16 protein-coding genes are annotated in these 17951 nt (G+C 67.4%); 6 read left to right on the top strand and 10 right to left on the bottom strand.

Annotated features, from left to right (window positions below):
* Positions 1–84: 84 nt before the first annotated feature.
* Positions 85–1875 carry a patatin-like phospholipase family protein gene (locus tag JWQ90_RS27470; protein WP_299698278.1) on the bottom strand — a complete coding sequence of 597 codons (1791 nt, stop codon included), beginning with the start codon at positions 1873–1875 and terminating at the stop codon, positions 85–87.
* Between the two features lie 51 nt (positions 1876–1926).
* On the opposite strand from JWQ90_RS27470, the gene JWQ90_RS27465 reads away from it, so the two are divergent.
* Positions 1927–2376 carry a YiiD C-terminal domain-containing protein gene (locus tag JWQ90_RS27465; RefSeq protein ID WP_299698277.1) on the top strand — a complete coding sequence of 150 codons (450 nt, stop codon included), beginning with the start codon at positions 1927–1929 and terminating at the stop codon, positions 2374–2376.
* 13 nt (positions 2377–2389) lie between these two features.
* Positions 2390–2908, top strand: coding sequence for an NUDIX domain-containing protein (locus JWQ90_RS27460; RefSeq protein WP_299698276.1), 519 nt, complete (start codon positions 2390–2392; stop codon positions 2906–2908).
* A 5-nt stretch (positions 2909–2913) separates the two neighbouring features.
* On the opposite strand, the gene JWQ90_RS27455 is transcribed toward JWQ90_RS27460, so the two are convergent.
* The 6 genes from JWQ90_RS27455 to JWQ90_RS27430 all read right to left on the bottom strand — a co-directional run bounded on the left by JWQ90_RS27455 (position 2914) and on the right by JWQ90_RS27430 (position 11896).
* Complete coding sequence (locus tag JWQ90_RS27455; protein WP_299698275.1) at positions 2914–5685, bottom strand: MMPL family transporter; 2772 nt, start codon at positions 5683–5685, stop codon at positions 2914–2916.
* Positions 5686–5714: 29 nt separating this feature from the next.
* Positions 5715–6569, bottom strand: coding sequence for an outer membrane lipoprotein-sorting protein (locus JWQ90_RS27450; RefSeq protein WP_299698274.1), 855 nt, complete (start codon positions 6567–6569; stop codon positions 5715–5717).
* Positions 6570–6789: 220 nt separating this feature from the next.
* Positions 6790–8589 carry a DUF885 family protein gene (locus JWQ90_RS27445; protein ID WP_299698273.1) on the bottom strand — a complete coding sequence of 600 codons (1800 nt, stop codon included), beginning with the start codon at positions 8587–8589 and terminating at the stop codon, positions 6790–6792.
* 34 nt (positions 8590–8623) lie between these two features.
* A complete protein-coding gene (locus tag JWQ90_RS27440; RefSeq protein WP_299698272.1) occupies positions 8624–10027 on the bottom strand; it encodes a sigma-54 dependent transcriptional regulator in 1404 nt (467 codons plus the stop codon).
* A gap of 10 nt (positions 10028–10037) precedes the next feature.
* Positions 10038–11678, bottom strand: coding sequence for a HAMP domain-containing sensor histidine kinase (locus tag JWQ90_RS27435; protein ID WP_299698271.1), 1641 nt, complete (start codon positions 11676–11678; stop codon positions 10038–10040).
* Positions 11666–11896 (bottom strand): hypothetical protein, encoded by a 231-nt coding sequence (locus tag JWQ90_RS27430; RefSeq protein ID WP_299698270.1) that lies wholly within the window; start codon positions 11894–11896, stop codon positions 11666–11668. Before JWQ90_RS27430 ends, JWQ90_RS27435 begins: the two co-directional genes overlap by 13 nt.
* A 162-nt stretch (positions 11897–12058) precedes the next feature.
* Here JWQ90_RS27430 and sucC point away from each other — a divergent pair, with 162 nt between their 5' ends.
* Both sucC and sucD read left to right on the top strand, forming a co-directional pair.
* Positions 12059–13225: an ADP-forming succinate--CoA ligase subunit beta gene (sucC, locus tag JWQ90_RS27425; protein ID WP_299698269.1), complete on the top strand. Its 1167-nt coding sequence runs from the start codon at positions 12059–12061 to the stop codon at positions 13223–13225.
* Between the two features lie 4 nt (positions 13226–13229).
* Positions 13230–14105, top strand: coding sequence for a succinate--CoA ligase subunit alpha (gene sucD, locus JWQ90_RS27420; RefSeq protein WP_299698268.1), 876 nt, complete (start codon positions 13230–13232; stop codon positions 14103–14105).
* Between the two features lie 126 nt (positions 14106–14231).
* On the opposite strand, the gene JWQ90_RS27415 is transcribed toward sucD, so the two are convergent.
* Together JWQ90_RS27415 and JWQ90_RS27410 are read right to left on the bottom strand one after the other, a co-directional pair.
* On the bottom strand, positions 14232–14660 hold the full coding sequence (locus JWQ90_RS27415; protein ID WP_299698267.1) for a TA system VapC family ribonuclease toxin: 429 nt from the start codon (positions 14658–14660) through the stop codon (positions 14232–14234).
* Positions 14661–14662: 2 nt separating this feature from the next.
* Positions 14663–14908: a hypothetical protein gene (locus JWQ90_RS27410; protein WP_299698266.1), complete on the bottom strand. Its 246-nt coding sequence runs from the start codon at positions 14906–14908 to the stop codon at positions 14663–14665.
* 82 nt (positions 14909–14990) lie between these two features.
* On the opposite strand from JWQ90_RS27410, the gene JWQ90_RS27405 reads away from it, so the two are divergent.
* A complete protein-coding gene (locus tag JWQ90_RS27405; RefSeq protein ID WP_299698265.1) occupies positions 14991–15374 on the top strand; it encodes an ArsC/Spx/MgsR family protein in 384 nt (127 codons plus the stop codon).
* On the opposite strand, the gene JWQ90_RS27400 is transcribed toward JWQ90_RS27405, so the two are convergent.
* Positions 15349–16161 carry an intradiol ring-cleavage dioxygenase gene (locus JWQ90_RS27400; protein ID WP_299698264.1) on the bottom strand — a complete coding sequence of 271 codons (813 nt, stop codon included), beginning with the start codon at positions 16159–16161 and terminating at the stop codon, positions 15349–15351. The two genes, JWQ90_RS27405 and JWQ90_RS27400, sit on opposite strands and share 26 nt — an antisense overlap.
* A gap of 143 nt (positions 16162–16304) precedes the next feature.
* On the opposite strand from JWQ90_RS27400, the gene JWQ90_RS27395 reads away from it, so the two are divergent.
* Positions 16305–17930, top strand: coding sequence for an NAD+ synthase (locus JWQ90_RS27395; RefSeq protein ID WP_299698263.1), 1626 nt, complete (start codon positions 16305–16307; stop codon positions 17928–17930).
* The last annotated feature ends 21 nt before the right edge of the window (positions 17931–17951 follow it).

The following is a 17951-nucleotide window of genomic DNA, read 5'->3' as shown; positions in this document are numbered from 1 at the left end:
TGTACGCCCGATGCGCAGTCGGGATTTCACGTCGGCAAAGGATTGCCGCCCTACGGTTTGGTGCCGGGCACGATCGTGCCGGCCTCAGATCGGGCAGGCACGCAGCCTGGCCTCCAGCGCCGGCAGCTGCTGCATCGCGAACTCGTAGCCGCGCTGCGCGACCTCGTCGAGCTTCTTCCAGTCGAACAGCGCGACCCCCGAAACCGGCAGGCGCAGATAGGCATCGGCGCGCGCTGCGCGCGCCGCGACGCCGGATTCGCTGGTCAGCGTCGCGGTGCGGAACAGGATCGAGATCAGGCTCGGCCGGCGCCCCTCACCCGGCTGCAGCGGCGCCCAGCGCAGGATCGCATCGACGTCCGGGCCTTCGACGCCGGGCAGGGTCAGCGCGCCCTCGGTCGACACGTCGGAGGCGATGATCGGGCCGCGCTCGAGGCTCTGCATCACGTCGGTCGGCAGGCTGTTGACGACGCCGCCGTCGACCAGCAGATCGCCCTGCCAGACCACCGGCGGCGCGACGCCGGGGATCGCCATGCTGGTCGCGACCCACAGCGCCAGCGGGCCGCGGTCGTGGACCACCGGCTTGCCGCGCGTCAGATTGGTGCTGACGCAGAAATACGGCGTGCGCAGCTCCTCGATGCGCCGTTCGCCGAAGATCGTCTGCAGGCGGCGGTAGAACTTGCGGCCGCGGATCAGCGCGACTCTGGGCAGCAGGTAGTCATTCAGCAGATGCCGTTCGACGAAGGTTTCACGGGTGATTTGCAGCACCTGCTTCCAGTCGTAGCCGCAGGCCGCCAGCGCCGACACGAACGCGCCCATGCTGGTGCCGCCGAGCACGTCCAGCGGCAGTTTCAGCTCTTCGAGCGCGCGCAGCAGGCCGATATGCGCAAAGCCGCGCGCGCCGCCGCCGCCCAGCACCAGGCCGAGCGCACGGCCGCTGATGCTGCGCGCCAGCGCCTCGGAATCACGCGGATGCTCCGGCCGCAGCAGGTAATGGGTGCGCGCGCCGCTGAGTTCGCGCCAGGGCAGCACGCTGTCGGCGCTGCAATCGTCCGGGCATAGCAGGATCAGCTCGACCGGCACGCGCAGGCGCAGATCGCGCAGCTCCTCGAGCATCGGTGTCAGGGTCGGCGGCGTGCGCGCGTCGGCGACCACCATCACGCGGTCGCACTGGCGCAGGCAGCGGTCGGTCCAGCTGCTCGGCACCCGGTCGCAGAGGTAGATCAGATGCCGGTGCGCGCCCTCGGCCGCATGCAGATGCCGCACCAGGATGTCTTCGGCCGCCATGCCCGGCGTCATCTGCGAGATGCCCTTGCCGAGCGCCGCATCGACGCTGCGGCCGTCGACGATGCGCACTTCGCCGCATTCGGTGAGCGTGCCGTGCATGCGCTGGGCGATCGCGTTCAGATCGACGTGCGGCGAGGCCGGCACCAGCGCGATGCAGCGCGGCCGGCTGGACGCCGCGATGCTCGACGGCGTCGCTGCCATCTGCAGGCGCGCGATCACGACCCGGGTCAGGCGCAGCAGCACATCGGGATGGGCCTGCAGGAACTCCAGCAGATCGTCGCGGCCGATGCGCAGCAGATAGCTGTCGCGCACTGCGTAGACCTCGGCGCTGCGTGCATGGCCGGACAGAATCGCGACTTCGCCGACGCACTCGAGCAGGCCGACTTCGCCGCGCAGACTGCCGTCGGCATTCTCGACCCGCAGCCGGCCGGTGGCGACGATGTAGACGCAGTCCGCCGGCGCGCCGATCGCGAATACCGCCTGGCCGCTGCGGAAGTCGCAGACCGTGGTCCGCTCGGCGAGCTGGTCGAGCGCGACGGAGTCGATACCGGCAAACAGCCGGCTTTGGGCGAGCAGCGCGCGGTGGTCCATGGCGCGCGAGTTTAGCCCCAAGCACCGTCACCGGCGTTATGCTTTCGGCCGATGACCCCCGACGAATTGACTGCCTTCCTGCGTCACAGCATCCCGGTGCTGAACGCAATCGACATCCAGGTACGCGAATGCTCGCCGCAGCGCGTGGTGATCGCCGCGCCGCTGGCGGCCAACCACAACCACCACCAGACCGCGTTCGGCGGCAGCCTGGCGCTGATGAGCATCCTGTCCGGCTGGTCGCTGATGCACGTGGCCTTAAGCGCCGAACAGCTCGACGCGCGGCTGGTCGTGCAGCGCAGCGAATGCCAGTTCGACCGGCCGGTGAACGGCGATCTGGTGTCGGAGGCGCAGCGTCCCGACGCCGAAATCTGGAGTCGTTTCATCGACACGCTGCGCAGCCGCGGAAAGGCGCGCATCGACCTGCAGACGCGCGTGATCACGGCTGCCGGCGACGCGGTCCTGCACCGCGGTACATTCGCCGCGTCCCTGTCAAAAGCCTGAGCCTAGCCCGACCATGAGCTTCCGATTCTGCCCGCAGTGTGCCCGCCCGCTGATCGTCGCGCGCTTCGGCGACCGTGACCGCCTCGGCTGTGACGATCCGAGTTGTGGTTTCGTGCATTGGGACAATCCGGTGCCGGTGGTCGCCGCGATCGTCGAGCACGAAGGCAAGATCATCCTGGCCCGCAACGCCGCGTGGCCACCGCATTCCTACGCGCTGATCACCGGCTTCCTGGAGCGCAGCGAGACGCCGGAGATCGGCGTGCAGCGCGAAGTCGAAGAGGAGCTGGGGCTGGTGCCGCAGGGCGTCAACTTCGTCGGCCTCTACGAATTCCACCGCATGAACCAGCTGCTGATCGCCTACCACGTACCGGCCACCGGCACGGTCAGGCTCAACGAAGAGCTGGTCGACTGGAAGCACGTGCCGTTCGACCAGGCGCGCTACTGGCCCGCCGGCACCGGCTTCGCGCTGCGCGACTGGCTGCAGAATGTGCACGGCATCGAAGCGCAGCCGGCGGAGTGGGCGAAACCCTAGCCAGGCTATGTCGCCGGCATCGCCGTGCCGCGCGCGCGGCGCTCCGCCTGGATGCGGTTCATGTTGAGGAAGATGCGCGCGGCGAGTTTCGGGTAGCGCTTGCAGATGCGCTCCTGGTCGGCGTCGTCGAAGCGCAGCAGGCGCACCTTGCTCAGGGTTTCGACATTGGCCATGCGCCTTTGGCCGAAATAGCCGCCTTCGCCGACCACGCCGCCGCGCTTCAGCGAATTCAGCAGTACGCGTTCGCCGTTGACGTAGCTCCACACCGCGAGCTTGCCGTCGATGACGACGAAGACGTCGCCGCCCGGGTCGCCTTCGCGGATGATCAGCACGCCGGCCGGCACGATCTCGACGCGCGACATCAGCGCAAAAATGCGCGCCTGGCGCGTCGACAGGCCGGCGAACAGCGGAATCGTGCCCTGCACGTTCTGGCCCAGGTTCAGGCTCAGCGAATCCCACAAGGTCACCACGCGCACGCCGCTGATGAAGGCCGGTGTTACGAATACGTCGACCAGCCAGGCCGCGGCCAGCGTGAACGCGGCCAGCCAGCCGAACATCACCTGGTTCTGCAGCTCGCCGGTGACCAGCACCAGGAAGCCGGCGGCGAGGATCGCCTTGGTCAGCGTGATCGGCCGCAGCACCGCCTGCAGCGCGGATACCGCCGCGGTGGTCTCCGACGCGGTGCGCCGCGCGGCGACGTTGAAGCGCGCCAGGTAGTGGATGGTGTCGTCGACCGCCAGGCCCAGTACCAGGCATTCGACCAGGCTGGTGGTCGCGTTGAGCTTGACGCCGAACAGGCCCAGCGCGCCGAAGTACAGCGCGGTCTGCAGCAGCGTCGGCAGCGAGGCGAGCAGGCCGACCCATAGCGACGCGAACTGGATCGCCAGGCACAGGTAGATCACGCCCAGCGCCAGCGCAATGCTCTGCAGCTGGCCGGACGTCACCGCCTCGACCGACTGCGTCATCAGCACCGCCTGGCCGCTGGTCTGCGCGTGCATGCTCTTGGGCAGCTCCAGCAGCCGCGCGTCGACGCGCTTCAGCAGATCGGAGATGTCGGCGGTGTCGTCGACGGTCAGGCGCAGGTTGATCAGGGTCGACTGGCGTTCGCTGTCGACGAACTGCGACAGCGTGTCGGTATCGCCGAAGAACAGCAGCTGGCTGACCATCTCGCGCGAGTCCGGCAGATGCGCCTCGGCCGAGCCGGTGAGCACGCGGTTCAGCGAGCGCAGATGGTCGCTGATGCCGATCACCGAGCCGATCTCGGGCTGGTCGCGCAGCCATTGCTCGAGTTCGTCGAGCTGCTGCAGGCTGCTCGGCTCGAGGAAGAATTCCGGCACCGCGCCATCGACCAGGATCGACAGCGGCGTGACGCCGTCGAGCGCGGTGTTGACGCGCTCGTAGTCCTGGCGCACCGGCGAGTTTTTCGAGAACGCGCCGACGAAGCGATCGCCGACATCGACGCGCAGGCTCAGCAGGATCGCGCCGATGCCGACCGCGCTGGCGACCCACAGAATGCGCCGGCGCTGCACGATGTCGAAGCGCCCGATCATCGCGCTACCGTTCTTGAAGATGTGATCACCCGGCAACGGCCGCCTCGGCAGACGGCGCGTGGTGATGCCGAGGATCGCCGGCACGAAGCTCAGCACCAGCAGCACCGTGTAGACCACGCCCAGGCAGGCCAGCAGCGCGAATTCGCGGATCGCCGGCAGGTCGTTGGTGACCAGCGCCAGCAGGCCGACGCCGGTGGTGAAGCCGGTCAGCACAACCGGCCCGGCGATGTCGTGCAGCAGGTGTTCGATGCGCTTGATCCGATCACGGATGCGCGGCTCACGCAGCAGCGCTTCGAACTCGGTCAGCACATGTGCGCAGTAGGCCAGGCCCATCGTCGCCAGCAGCGGCGGCACCAGGCTGGTGATCAGATTGAGCGGCCGGCCGGTCGCGGACAAGGTCGCCATCGTCCACAGCAGCGACAGCGAGATCGTCAGCAGCGGCAGCCAGACGCCGCGCATCGAGCGGAACGCCAGCGCCAGCAGCACCGCCAGCAGCAGGATGATGGCCGGCACCGTCCACGCCATCTGCCTGAGCACGGTGCGGCTGGTCGCGTCGCGCACGATCGGCATGCCGGTGATCGAGATCTGGAAGCCGTTGCCGCTGGCCGCGTGCGCGGTTCGGGTGATCGCCTCGGCGACGCCGCTGTCCAGGGTTTCGCGATCCGAGGTCGTGGTCAGCGACACGCGGATCGCGGCGGAGTGGCCGTCCAGCGATACCAGCTGGCCGCGCAGCAGCGGGTCGGCGTCGATGCTGGCGTGCAGTTGGGCGATCAGCGCGGCGTTGCCGAACTCTTCGGGGCGCAGGTGGCGCAGGCTCAGCTGGCCTTCCGCGGTGCCGGCGCGCGGCAACGCGACGCTGGTCAGCGACTGCACCTCGGCCACATCCGGCGTCGCCGCCAGCGCCTGGGTCAGCGCATCCAGGCGGCGCAGCGATTCCGCGGAGTAGACGTCCGCGGTCTGCAGCAGCACCAGTACCGCGTCGTCGGGAGCGCCGAAGCGCGCGCGCACTGCGTCATCGACCGGCTGCGCCGGCAGATCGGGCGCGATCAGCGGGTCGAGCGAGGCATCGACGCTGAGCCGGATGCGGTGATTCTGGAAGTCGACGAGCTGCAGCAGCGCCGCGATCGAGATCGCGACGACGATCGCGACGATCAGGCCCGGGCGCTGCGCCAGCCATGCGGCCACGCTCACCCGGCGCACACCCTCGGCGGGGGCCGCCGTCGCCATTCGCGCAGGTCCCCCCCGAAACCGGTGTGCTACTCGTTCTTCAAGTAGAACGTGTCGGGCGCGAAGTTCTTCTCGGACATCTGCTCGAGCAGGTACACGTCGGACAGTTCGACCGCGGTCTGGCTGTTACGCACCAGGTCTTTCATCGTGTACGCGGTAACGAACCAGTACGGCTCGAGCTCGCTCAGGGTCGAGGCATCGGCCTCGAGCTGCTTGACGGTCTTGCCGGACTTGTCGAGGAAATCCGAGCGCAGCGGCACGCAGCTCTTCTGGTCGACGTAGGAGCGCATCTTCGAGTACTGCGGCGTGCCGTCGGCGAGCTGGGTTTCGAGCACGTAGCTCGGCAGGCCGGCAACGAGCTGGTCGGCGATGCGCGTGGTCGGGCCGGTCGCGGCCAGACCCTGCAGCTGCTTGAGGTCGGAGTAGGACAGATCGGTGCCCCACAGCGGGCGGTTCAGGTCTTCGCCGCTGACCTGCTGCACCTTGTTCGCGGCCGGCAGATAGAAATACAGCTGCTCGGCGCCTTCCTTCTGGATCAGCAGGTAGCTGGCGCCGGCCAGATCCTTGGGCTCGACCACGCGCACATTGAGACGGCCTTCGCCGGTGCCCTTGGCCGGTTTCCAGAACAGCTTCAGCTTCAGCGTGCGCTCCTTGCCGTCGCGACCCTTGGACATGAGCGTGACATCGCGCAGTGAGCCGCGGTCGGCCAGGTTGCCGCGGCTGCAGGTGTTGATTTCGTTGACCGTGGCGGTGGTCACGTTCAGCGCCGGAGGTGTCGCGGCGGTTTCCGGCTCCGGGGCAGCGGGCTTCTTGCCCGCGGCCCCGGCGGTGCCGGCGAGTAGCATGACGGCGAGACCGGAGGCGCAGGCGAAAGCGGACTTCATGTGCGGATTCCTGGCGCCAGTGCGCCATCGATGGTGGTTTCGGTCCCGAAGTCTAGCTCACCGGCGGCCGGGCGCCTGAGCGATTTCCCTGGAATGCTTTTCTCCTTCCCCCGCTTGCGGGGGAAGGCTGGGATGGGGGCGTAACGGTAAAGAGCAGCGCCGCGACTTCCGCCCCCACCCTGGCCCTCCCCCGCAGGCGGGGGAGGGAACGATCAGCTACTTACTTCGCGGCCTGCTCGTCGATCCAGGCATCCACGCGCTGCTCCAGGATCTGCAGCGGCACCGCGCCGCTGGCCAGCACCGTGTCGTGGAAGGCGCGGACGTCGAACTTGTCGCCGAGGCGGCTTTCTGCGCGCGCGCGCAGCTCCTTGATCTTCAGCTCGCCGATCTTGTACGCCAGCGCCTGGCCCGGCATCGCCATGTAGCGGTCGATCTCGTTGGCGATGTCGAGCGGAGTCTTGGCCGCGTTGTCGGCGAAATAGTCGATCGCCTGCTGGCGTGTCCAGCCCTTGGCATGGATGCCGGTGTCGACCACCAGGCGCACCGCGCGCCACATCTCGTAGGTCAGCTGACCGAACTTCGAATAGGGATCTTTGTACAGCCCGAGCTCGCCGCCGAGCGACTCCGAATACAGGCCCCAGCCCTCGACGTAGGCGGTGAAGCCCTCGCCGGATTTGCGGAACGCCGGCATCTCGCCGAGCTCCTGCTGCAGCGCCAGCTGCAGGTGATGGCCGGGCACGGACTCGTGCGCGCTCAGCGCCTCCATCTCCCATTTCGGCCGGGTTTCGGGTTTGTACAGGTTCACGTAGTAATAGCCGGCGCGGCTGCCGTCGGCGGCCGGCGGCTGGTAGTAGGCGGTGGTGGTATCCGGCGCGGAGATGTCCGGAATCGGCCGCACGCCATAGGGCGTGCGCGGTAGCTTGCCGAACAGCCGCACCAGTTCCGGGTCGATGCGCTTGACGATCAGCGTATAGCCGTCGAACAGCTGCTGCGGCGTCTTGTAGAAGAAGCGCGGATCGGTGCGCAGGAACGTGAAGAAGGCATGCAGGTCGCCCTTGAAACCGACTTCGGCTTTGATCTTCTCCATCCCGGCGCGGATGCGCGCGACTTCCTTCAGCCCGATGTCGTGGATCTGGTCCGGCGTGAGCGTGGTGGTGGTGTGATGGCGCGCCAGATAGGCGTAGTACTCGGCGCCGCGCGGCTGCGCCGACAGGCCTGGCGCCTCGGCGCAGGCCGGCAGATATTCCTGCTCGAAGAACGCCTGGAAGCGCCGGTATGCCGGCAACACCTGCTCGCGGATCGCGCTCTCGCCCACGCTGCGCAGCGCCTCGGCTCCGGCCATGTCGGCCGGGATTTTGCTGAAGGGTGCATAGAACGGACTGAGCTTCGGGTCCGCCACGATCTGCCGCGCGATCTGGCCGGTCACGCGCTGCATGATCACGCGCGGATAGGTGCGGCCCTGCGCCATGCCCAGGCGCATCAGCGCGATGGTCTGGTCGGTATAGGCGCCGAAGCTCTGCAGGCGCTTGATCCAGTTCTGATAGTCGGCCGGCTTGTCGAAGCGCAGCATCTCCAGCACTTCGCTGGCGGTCTGCAGGCCGCCGCGCTGGTTCACCGGCAGCAGCTGGCCACCGTAGGAATAGCTCTCCAGGCCGTCTTCGGTCTGCAGTTTGAACAGCTCGTAGTTCAGCTGCATGGCCGCCGGCAAGGCGGCCCGGTCGATGGTCTTCAGCCGATCCAGCAGCGCCTGCGCGGCCTGCTGACGGCGCGTGAACGCCTCGGGTGTCAGATCGTCCCAGCGGTCGTTGTAGCGCGGGTCGCCGAGATAGGTCGCGGTCAGCGGCGAATCCGCAAGCATCCGCTGCCATTCTTCGTCGAACAGTTTCTGCAGCGCTGCCGAGGGCTCGTCGGTTTTCGCCGCGACGGCGGCCCGGTCGGCCTGCGGTGCAGCAGCTGGTTTGCATCCGGCCAGCATCAGCAGCAGGGAGCCGGCCGCGAAGGCGAGGGCGAGCTTTTTCATGTCGGTCGTGCTGTCGGTCATGAGGGGGCGGGCGTCAGTCGATCTGGAATTTTTTCAGCTTGTAGCGCAGCTGGCGAAAGCTCATGCCGAGCAGCTCGGCCGCACGCGTCTTGTTGTAGCGCGATTTCTCCAGCGCCTCGCGGATCGCGCGTTTTTCGATCTCTTCGATGCGCGCGTCCAGCGGCGCAGCGGCATCGCCGGTATTCGCGAAGGCCGCAGCCGCAGTTGCTGGTGCGCCGGTTTCCCGCGCCGCCGCGCGCAGCTGCAGATCCGCAGCGCCGATGCGCAGGCCGTCGGACAAGGTGATCGCCCGCTCGAGCACGTTTTCGAGTTCGCGCACATTGCCGGGGAAATCGTAAGCCGCGAGCATCGACAGCGCGTCCGCGTCGAGTTGCGGACGCTGCCCGCTGTCGGCCGACAGGCGCTCGAGGATGCTGGCCGCCAGCAGCGGGATGTCGCCGCGCCGCTCGCGCAGCGGCGGCGTGCGCACGTCGATCACGTTGAGCCGGTAGTACAGATCCTGGCGGAACTGCCCGCTGGCAACCAGCGCCGCCAGATCACGATGCGTGGCCGAGATGATCCGCACATTGACCGGCATTTCACTCTCGCTGCCGACCTGCCGCACGCGCCGCTCCTGCAGCGCGCGCAGCAGCTTTACCTGCATGTGCAGCGGCAGATCGGCGACCTCGTCCAGGAACAGGGTGCCGCCTTCCGCGGCCTGGAACAGCCCCGACTTGTCGCGCAGCGCGCCGGTGAAGCTGCCTTTCAGATGGCCGAAGAACTCGCTCTCCATCAGCTCGCCGGGGATCGCGCCGCAGTTCACCGGCACGAAAGCCGCCGCGGCGCGCGGACCACGCTGATGGATCAGCCGCGCCACCAGCTCCTTGCCGGTGCCGGATTCGCCGCAGATATGCACCGGCGCCTGGCTGCGCGCGAGCCGCTCGATCAGGCCGCGCAGATGTTCGATCGAAGGATCGCGGCCGAGCAGACCGCCGGAGTCGTCCGCGGTGGTGGGCGCGCCGCCCAGGGCCGCGCTGGCGTCGCCGGCCTTGAGCCGCAGCCCGGCCTCGACCAGCTTGCGCAGGATCGCCAGGTCGACCGGCTTGGAGACGAAGTCGAAGGCGCCGGCTTTCAGGCTCTCGACCGCGGCCTGCGCGTTGCCGTGCGCGGTGATCACCGCGATCGGCATGCCCGGGCAGGTTTTCTGCACCTCGTGTACCAGCTCGATGCCGCTGCCGTCGGGCAGGCGCATGTCGGTGAAGCAGAAATCGAAGTGGTGCTCGGCGAGCAGCGCGCGCGCCTGCGCCAGGTCGGCGGCGGCCTCGGTCCTCACGCCCATGCGCAGCAGCGTGATCTCGATCAGCTCGCGGATGTCCGCTTCGTCGTCGACGATCAGCGCAGTGGAAATGGACGGCGGTTTGCCGGCGGCTCGGGTCATTCGGCTAGGGTCAGGCAGCAGGGGTATGGGCGAACGTCAGCCGGAAGCAGGCGCCGCGGCCGGGGCTCGGCCGGTAGGCGATGCGCGCCTGATTGTATTCACAAAGCTCGCGGGTCAAGAAAAGCCCGAGCCCGGTGCCTTGATGAGCGGTGGTGAAGAACGGCTCGAACATGTGCTCGCGCAGATCTTCGGCGATGCCGGGGCCGTTGTCGCTGACTTCCAGCCAGACGTGCTGCTGCTCATCGATGCCGGCGTCGAGCAGCACCAGCACCTCGCCGCCCCCGCCGTGCAGGAAGGCGTTGTCCCACAGGTTGAACAGGATCTGCTGCAGATGGTTCGGGTCGAAGCGTACGTGCAGGCCGGCCGGAATCTCCAGAATCTCGATCGGCCTCGGCCGAGCCGAAAATCCTTCCTGGTAAAGGCCGGCGGTCCGCACCAGCCAGTCTTTCAGCGCGATCGTGACCGGCTGCGGCGGCTCGCGCCGCGACATCGCCAGCACGTCCTGGACGATCTTGTCGATGCGCTGGCCGTGGCGCTGGATCATCGCCAGCAGCCGCCGGTTCTGTGCCTGGCCGGGGTCGGTGAACAAGTCGGCTTCGGCCAGCAGCTGGCTGGCCTGGTGGATCGCCGACAGCGGATTGCGGATCTCGTGGGCGATGTTGGCCGACAGCCGGCCCAGCGCGGCGAGCTTCATCTGCTGTGCCTGCTCGCGCAGCAGCGCCGCGTCCTCGAGCAGGACCAGGATCGGCGAGTACCTGTCGCTGCCGAGCCGCGAGAAGCGCGGTACCACTTCTGCGGCGCCGGGCCGCGATGCGATCGGTGCGCCCGATGCCAGGCCGTCGGTGCTCCATAGCCTCAGCCGCGCTGCCAGAGCCGGCGCTTCGGCCTCGACCAGCCGGTTGTCGGCATCGTCCGAGAGCTGCATCAGGCGCCGCGCTGCCGCGTTCATGCGGCGGATGCGCAGCTCGCTGTCGACGACCAGTACGCCGGTCTGCATGCCGGAGACGATGCTTTCGTTGAGTTCGGACAGATCGGCAAACTCGCTGCCGACCCATTCGGCCAGGGCCTCGCTGTTGCGGGCACGCTGCGCGACCGCATTGGCGGCGATGCTGGCGCCGAACAGCATCAGGCCGAGTACCCCCGCGGCGGTGAAATCACCGGCGTCGAAATGCTGGTCGTAGCGGCGCGCGATCTCGACGCCGAACATCGCGATCGTCGCCAGCGCGGCCTGCAGCATCGCCATGCGCGGCGACAGCACCAGGGCGCCGCCGACCACCGGCGTGATCACCAGCGCGCCCAGGCCGCTCGGTACGCCGCCGCAGGCATACAGCAGCAGGCTCAGGCTGATCAGGTCGCCGAGCAGATGCAGGTGGGCCTGGGTTTCGAGTACCGGACGGCGCCTTTGCACCAGCGCCATCAATAGCAGCGCGACCACGCCGTAGACCAGGCAGGCCAGGCGCAGGCGGTTATCGGCAACACTCTCGAAAATTTTTGGGGCGAAGCCGCTCTTGATCGCCGCGATCAGCAGCATCACCAGCATCAGCCGGTACAGCGACAGCAGGTGCAGCACCCGCCATTCTTCCGGCGCGGCGGCGTCGGGCAGGCTGGACCTGCCGTCGCCGCCCGGCCGGTCGCGCTTCAGTCCGAGCATCGGCCGCAGCGCCCGCTGCGTGACAGCGCGGTGCTCGGCAGGTAGGTGCCGCACTGGGCACAGCGCTGCATCAGCTCAAAGGGTTCGGCACCGGGTTTTTGCTGGGCCGAAGGCGGCGGCTGCGGCCCGCGCAGGTCGCCCCTGCGCTGCTGCCACTGTTGCCAGAACCGCCAGGCCACCCAGGCAAGCGCGACCAAAACCAGCAGACGGAGGTTCATCATCGAATCCAGGGTTAAAAGGGAGCAGTGCCGGCGGCCGCCGCGGCGTTAAGAATACGGCTTCCGCCTGGGGCGCGGCTGCCATTGACATCGCCAGCGCGGATGTTTTGCGAAGACTTACTATTTAGTGGAAAATCGCCGCGCTCACACTGCGAGAAATCAATGAATCTCCACGAATACCAGGCGAAGGCCCTCTTCGCCCGTTACGGCATTCCGGTTCCGGAAGGCCACCTGGCCGAAAGCCCGGAGGCTGCCCGTGCAGTCGCCAAGCAACTCGGCACCGAAAAAGTCGTCGTCAAGGCCCAGGTTCACGCCGGCGCGCGCGGCAAGGCCGGCGGCGTCAAGCTGGTCACCGGTCCGGATGCCGCCGAAGAGGCGGCCAAGGGCATGCTCGGCAAGCACCTGGTCACGATCCAGACCGATGCCAAGGGCCTGCCGGTGAACTCGGTCTACGTCGAGAAGCCCTCGAACATCGCCCGCGAGCTGTACCTGTCGGCGCTGATCGACCGCACCCAGGAAAAGATCGTGTTCATGGCCTCCGCCGACGGCGGCATGGACATCGAGGAAGTCGCACACAACACGCCGGAACGTATCAAGCACGTGTTCGTGTCGCCGGCCGCCGGCCTGCAGCCCTATCAGGCGCGCGAGCTGGCGTTCTTTATGGACCTGAACAAGGACCAGGCCGACCAGTTCACCAAGGTGCTGAACGGGCTGTACAAGATTTTCATGGAATGCGACTGCTCGCTGGTCGAAATCAATCCGCTGATCGTCACCAAGGAGGGCAACATCATGGCCCTCGACGGCAAGCTCAATTTCGACGACAACGCGCTGTTCCGGCAGAAAGAGATCGCCAGCCAGCGTGACCCGAGCCAGGAAGACGAAGTCGAGCGTGCCGCGGCCAAGTACGACCTCAACTACGTGACGCTGGAAGGCAACATCGGCTGCATGGTCAACGGCGCGGGCCTGGCGATGGCGACGATGGACATCGTCAAGCTGCACGGCGGCCAGCCCGCCAACTTCCTCGACGTCGGTGGCGGCACCACGGCCGAGAAGGTCACCGAGGCGTTCAAGCTGATCACCAGCAGCCCAACGGTGAAGGCGATCTTCATCAACATCTTCGGCGGCATCGTCCGCTGCGACCTGATCGCCGAAGGCATCATCGCCGCGGTCAAGCAGACCGGCCTGAAGATCCCGGTCGTCGCCCGTCTGCAGGGCACCAACATGGAGAAGGGCCAGGCCCTGCTGCGCGAATCCGGCCTGGCCGTAACGCCGGTCTCCGATCTCACCGAAGCGGCGCAGACGGTCGTTCGTCTGGCCCAGGGGAAGTAAGCGCATGTCCATCCTGATCGACAAGAACACCCGCGTTATCTGCCAGGGCTTCACCGGCAAGCAGGGTACTTTCCACTCCGAGCAAGCGATTGCCTACGGCACCAAGATGGTCGGTGGCGTATCGCCGGGCAAGGGCGGCGGTAGCCACCTGAGCCTGCCGGTGTTCAACACCGCGCATGACGCGGTGAAGCAGACCGGCGCCGAAGCGACGATGATCTACGTGCCGGCACCGGGCGCCGCCGACGCGATCCTCGAGGCCGCGGATGCCGGCATCAAGGTCATCATCTGCATCACCGAAGGCATCCCGGTGATCGACATGGTCAAGGTCAAGGCGGCGCTGCGTGCCAACTACCCAGGCAGCGTGCTGATCGGCCCGAACTGCCCCGGCGTGATCACGCCGGGCGAATGCAAGATCGGCATCATGCCGGGCCATATCCACAAGCCGGGCCGCATCGGCGTGGTCAGCCGCTCGGGCACGCTGACCTACGAAACCGTGCACCAGACCACGCAGAACGGCCTCGGCCAGAGCACCTGCGTCGGCATCGGCGGCGACCCGGTGCGCGGCCTCGGCTTCATCGACGTGATCTCGCTGTTCGAGAAGGACCCGGCGACCGAAGGCATCATCATGGTCGGCGAAATCGGCGGCTCCAGCGAAGAGGAAGCGGCCGAGTACATCAAGGCGCACGTCAAGAAGCCGGTGGTTGCGTATATCGCCGGCGTCACCGCCCCGGCAGGCAAGCGCATGGGCCACGCCGGCGCGATCATCGCGGGCGGCAAGGGCACCGCGGACGAGAAGTTCGCGGCGCTGGAAGCCGCGGGCGTCAAGACGGTGCGCTCTCCGGCCGATCTGGGCGCGGCGATGCTGTCGCTGCTGAAGTAAGCGTTCGTGTTGATGTGAGGAAGGCCCGCGAAAGCGGGCCTTCTGCTTTGTGTAGGTCGGCAATCCCTTGCCGACGTGAGGCAGCGATTGCGCATCGACGGTACACGTCGGCAAAGGATTGCCGACCTACAGCGACAGCAGATGCTCCGGCGTCGCGCCCGGGATCGCCGCCAGCGGCACGGCGCGATCGAATGTGACTAGCCGGCCGCCGCGGCGCACGGCCAGCGCGAGTAGATAGGCGTCGGTGAGCAAGTTGCCGCTCAGCAACCGGTCCCAGCGTGCCGTTCCGACATCCAGCAGGCTGATTTCGTCCGGCCAGAACTGGTGCGAAGCGTGCCGCGACGCTTCACCCAGCCGCGCTGCCGCTTCGGCCAGCGGCACGGCGTTGGGGTAACGCGGTTGCGACAGGATGCGCAGGCAGCCGTTCTGCGTCAGCGGGCACGAGGCCCAGCCGTGGGCGACATTGGCGGCCAGCCACTCGCCTGCAGCGCGATGATGCACATGCGCCGCGTCTAGCAGCGCAATCAGCACGTTGACGTCGAGCAGCGCGCGCACGTTCAGATGCCCTCGTCTTCGCGCAGCCGGTTGACGAGGTCGTTGGTCACCGGGGTGCCGCTGGCCGGCAGCGGCCTGAAACCGTAGACCGCGGCAGGCTCGGCGCTCGCCACCGGCTCGGCCGCGCGGCGTGTCAGCGCCGCCCGCGACAGACGGGAAATCACCGCGCCGGCCGTGCTCTGCTCGCGCCTTGCGATCTCTTTCGCGGCGCCGAGTACGTCGTCGTCGATATCCAGTGTCGTTCTCACGCTGCGCTCGCACTTGATGTAATTGCATCAGATGCTACGCTTCGCTCCGCGAGCGGGCAACCGGCGTACATCGGAGAATCGCGTGGTGATCGTTTATGGCATCAAGAATTGCGACACCGTACAGCGCGCGCTGAAGGCGCTGGACGCGGCCGGAATAGCGCACCGCTTTCAAGATTTCAAGACGGCGGGCCTGAGCGTCGTAACCGCTCAGGGCTGGATAGCCGCGCTCGGTGTGGACGTTGTAGTCAACCGCAAAGGCACGACCTGGCGCAGGCTCGACGAAACCACACGCGAAAGCCTGACCGCGAGCAACGCCGCGGCCTTGCTCGCGCGCGAACCCTCGCTGGTCAAACGGCCAGTGTTCGCTTATCCGGGCGGCCTGGCGGTGGGTTTCGCCAAGGCCGATGAGGCTGCCGTGCTCGGGCGCCTCGCTTCCTCAGTCAGGTCGCCGGCACGCCCATCGTGATGGTCGCGGTGTAGCCGCTGCTGGTATTGCCCGACAGCGTCAGCAGTTCGTCGTCGTAGCCGTCGCTGAACACGTTGTCGCTGGCGTTGCTGGTCTCGGTCGTCGCCTCGCTGTCCGAGTACTCGGTGGTCGCGTAAACGGTGTCGTTGACGGTTTCGTCGAATGCGAACTGGGACGTCTTGAGCAGGGTCGTCAACGAGCTGCTGCTGTAGACCTCGACGTGGATGTGCGTCGCACGGCCGGCGTAACGGCCCGGATAGATTGTCGTGAACGTGACCTGGCCGCTGCTGTCGCTGAGCTGCGCGCCGCGCAGGAAGGTCTGACCGCTATGGTTGCCGTTGCTGCCGCTCGAGTACACCGAGTATTCACCGTCGGCGTTGCAGTGCCAGATGTAGACCGCGGCGCCTTCGAGCGCCGCGCAGCTGTTGCCGACGTTGAGCACATTGATGGTCAGAGTCAGCGGAATGCCGGCCTGGGTGTCGGTGCCATCGAAATCGCTGACGATGTTGCTGCGGATCACCCGCGAGTCGGCCAGCACGTTGGTGACGCCCGACTGGCTGCCATCGGCCGGGAACGGGCCATTGGTCTCCTCGGGGATCTCGCTGCAGCTGGTACTGCCGCCGGTCGTGGTGCCGCTGTCCGTGGTGGTACCGCTGTCGGTGCTCGTGTCGCCGGTGCTGCCCCCGCCGCAGGCGGCCAGCACCAGTGCGCTGGCGGTGCCGCCGAGTACCCGCAAGGCATGGCGGCGGCTCAGCATGCTGAAATCGGGAATGGGCTGCTGGGGCATGGCGAAGGCTCTGCTTGATGAAGGTCCGGCGAGTCTAGGAACGCGCCCCGCAAGGCCTGCGCGTTTTTACAAAGCGCTGACAATTGGCCGGGCCAATCCTCGCGGCGCGAGGCCATGCGCCCGATTTCTGGAATAATTGACCGATGCCGCAGACACTCACCTTCGCGCTGGCGCAGCTCAATCTCTGGGTCGGTGATATCGACGGCAACGTCGACAAGATCATCCAGGCCGCGGTCCGCGCCCGTGACGACTTGAGCGCCGATCTGGTGGCCTGTCCCGAGTTGTCGCTGATCGGCTATCCACCCGACGACCTGCTGCTGCGCACGGCGCTGCCGGCGGCGATCGGCGCCGGCGTCGAGCGCCTGCTGCGCGAAGTCCGCGGCATCACGCTGATCGTCGGCCTGCCGGAATATGCCGACGGCCTGCTGTACAACGCGGCCTTCGTGATCCGCGACGGCGCGATCGTCGCGCGCTGCCGCAAGCAGCTGCTGCCGAACTACGGCGTGTTCGACGAGAAGCGCCATTTCACCGCGGGCCGCGAGACGCCGGTGTTCGAGCTCAAGGGCTACCGGATTGGCCTGTGTGTGTGCGAAGACGTCTGGGGGCCTGGCCCGGCCGCACAGGCGAAAGCCGCCGACGCCGACGTGCTGATCAACATCAATGCCTCGCCGTTCGAGCAGAACAAGGCGCGCGAGCGGCTCGAAGTCCTGCGTGCACGCACCGCGGAGACCGGCCTGCCGATCCTGTACGTGAACATGGTCGGCGGTCAGGACGACCTGGTTTTCGACGGCGGATCGATCGCCGTCAATGGCGACGGCAGCGTGGGCTTCAGCGCGCCGGATTTCGTTGAAGACCTGTATCCGGTCCGGTTTGAAAACGGCTTGCTGAAAGGCGAGTGCGCGCCGCCGGCGAGCGACGAGGCGCGCGTCTACGCGGCGTTGGTGCGGGCCACGCGCGACTACGTCGATCGCAACGGTTTCCCTGGTGCGCTGCTGGGGCTCTCGGGCGGCATCGATTCCGCGCTGGTTGCAGCCATCGCCGCCGACGCGCTCGGGCCGGAGCGGGTCTGGGCCGTGTCGATGCCCTCGCGCTACACCGCCGACATGTCCAATGACGATGCACGGATCGAGGCCGAGGCGCTGGGTATCCGCTATTCGACGATTGCGATCGAGGCCGCCTACGAGGCTTTTGAAGGCCTGCTGGCGCCCAGCTTCAAAGGCCGCAAGCCGGATCTGACCGAGGAGAATCTGCAGTCGCGCAGCCGCGGCATGCTGCTGATGGCGCTGTCGAACAAGTTCGGCAACGTGGTGCTGACCACTGGCAACAAGAGCGAAATGGCCGTGGGCTACGCGACGCTGTACGGCGATATGTGCGGCGGCTTCGCGCCGATCAAGGATGTCTACAAGACCCTGGTCTACCAGCTCGCGATCTACCGCAACAGCCTGGCGCCGCCGGACCGGCCGGTGATTCCGCATCGCGTGATCACGCGCGAGCCCTCGGCCGAGTTGCGGTACGAGCAGAAGGATTCGGATTCACTGCCACCCTACGAAGTGCTGGACCCGATTCTGCAGGCCTATGTCGAGGACAGCCGCTCGATTCCGGAGATCGTCGCGATGGGCTTCAATGAGGCCGCGGTACGCAAGGTCGCCGGTCTGGTCCGCCGCTCCGAATACAAGCGCCGCCAGGCGCCGCCGGGGCCCAAGGTCACGCATCGCGCGTTCGGCCGCGAGCGCCGTTACCCGCTGACCGCGCAGTACGGCGACCTGTAGCGGCTTACGCGTAGGTCGGCA

The organism is Hydrocarboniphaga sp., from assembly GCF_028291725.1.
GTDB lineage: Bacteria > Pseudomonadota > Gammaproteobacteria > Nevskiales > Nevskiaceae > Hydrocarboniphaga.
The sequence above is the reverse complement of the archived record's forward strand: the minus strand, read 5'-3'. Positions and strand labels throughout refer to the sequence as shown.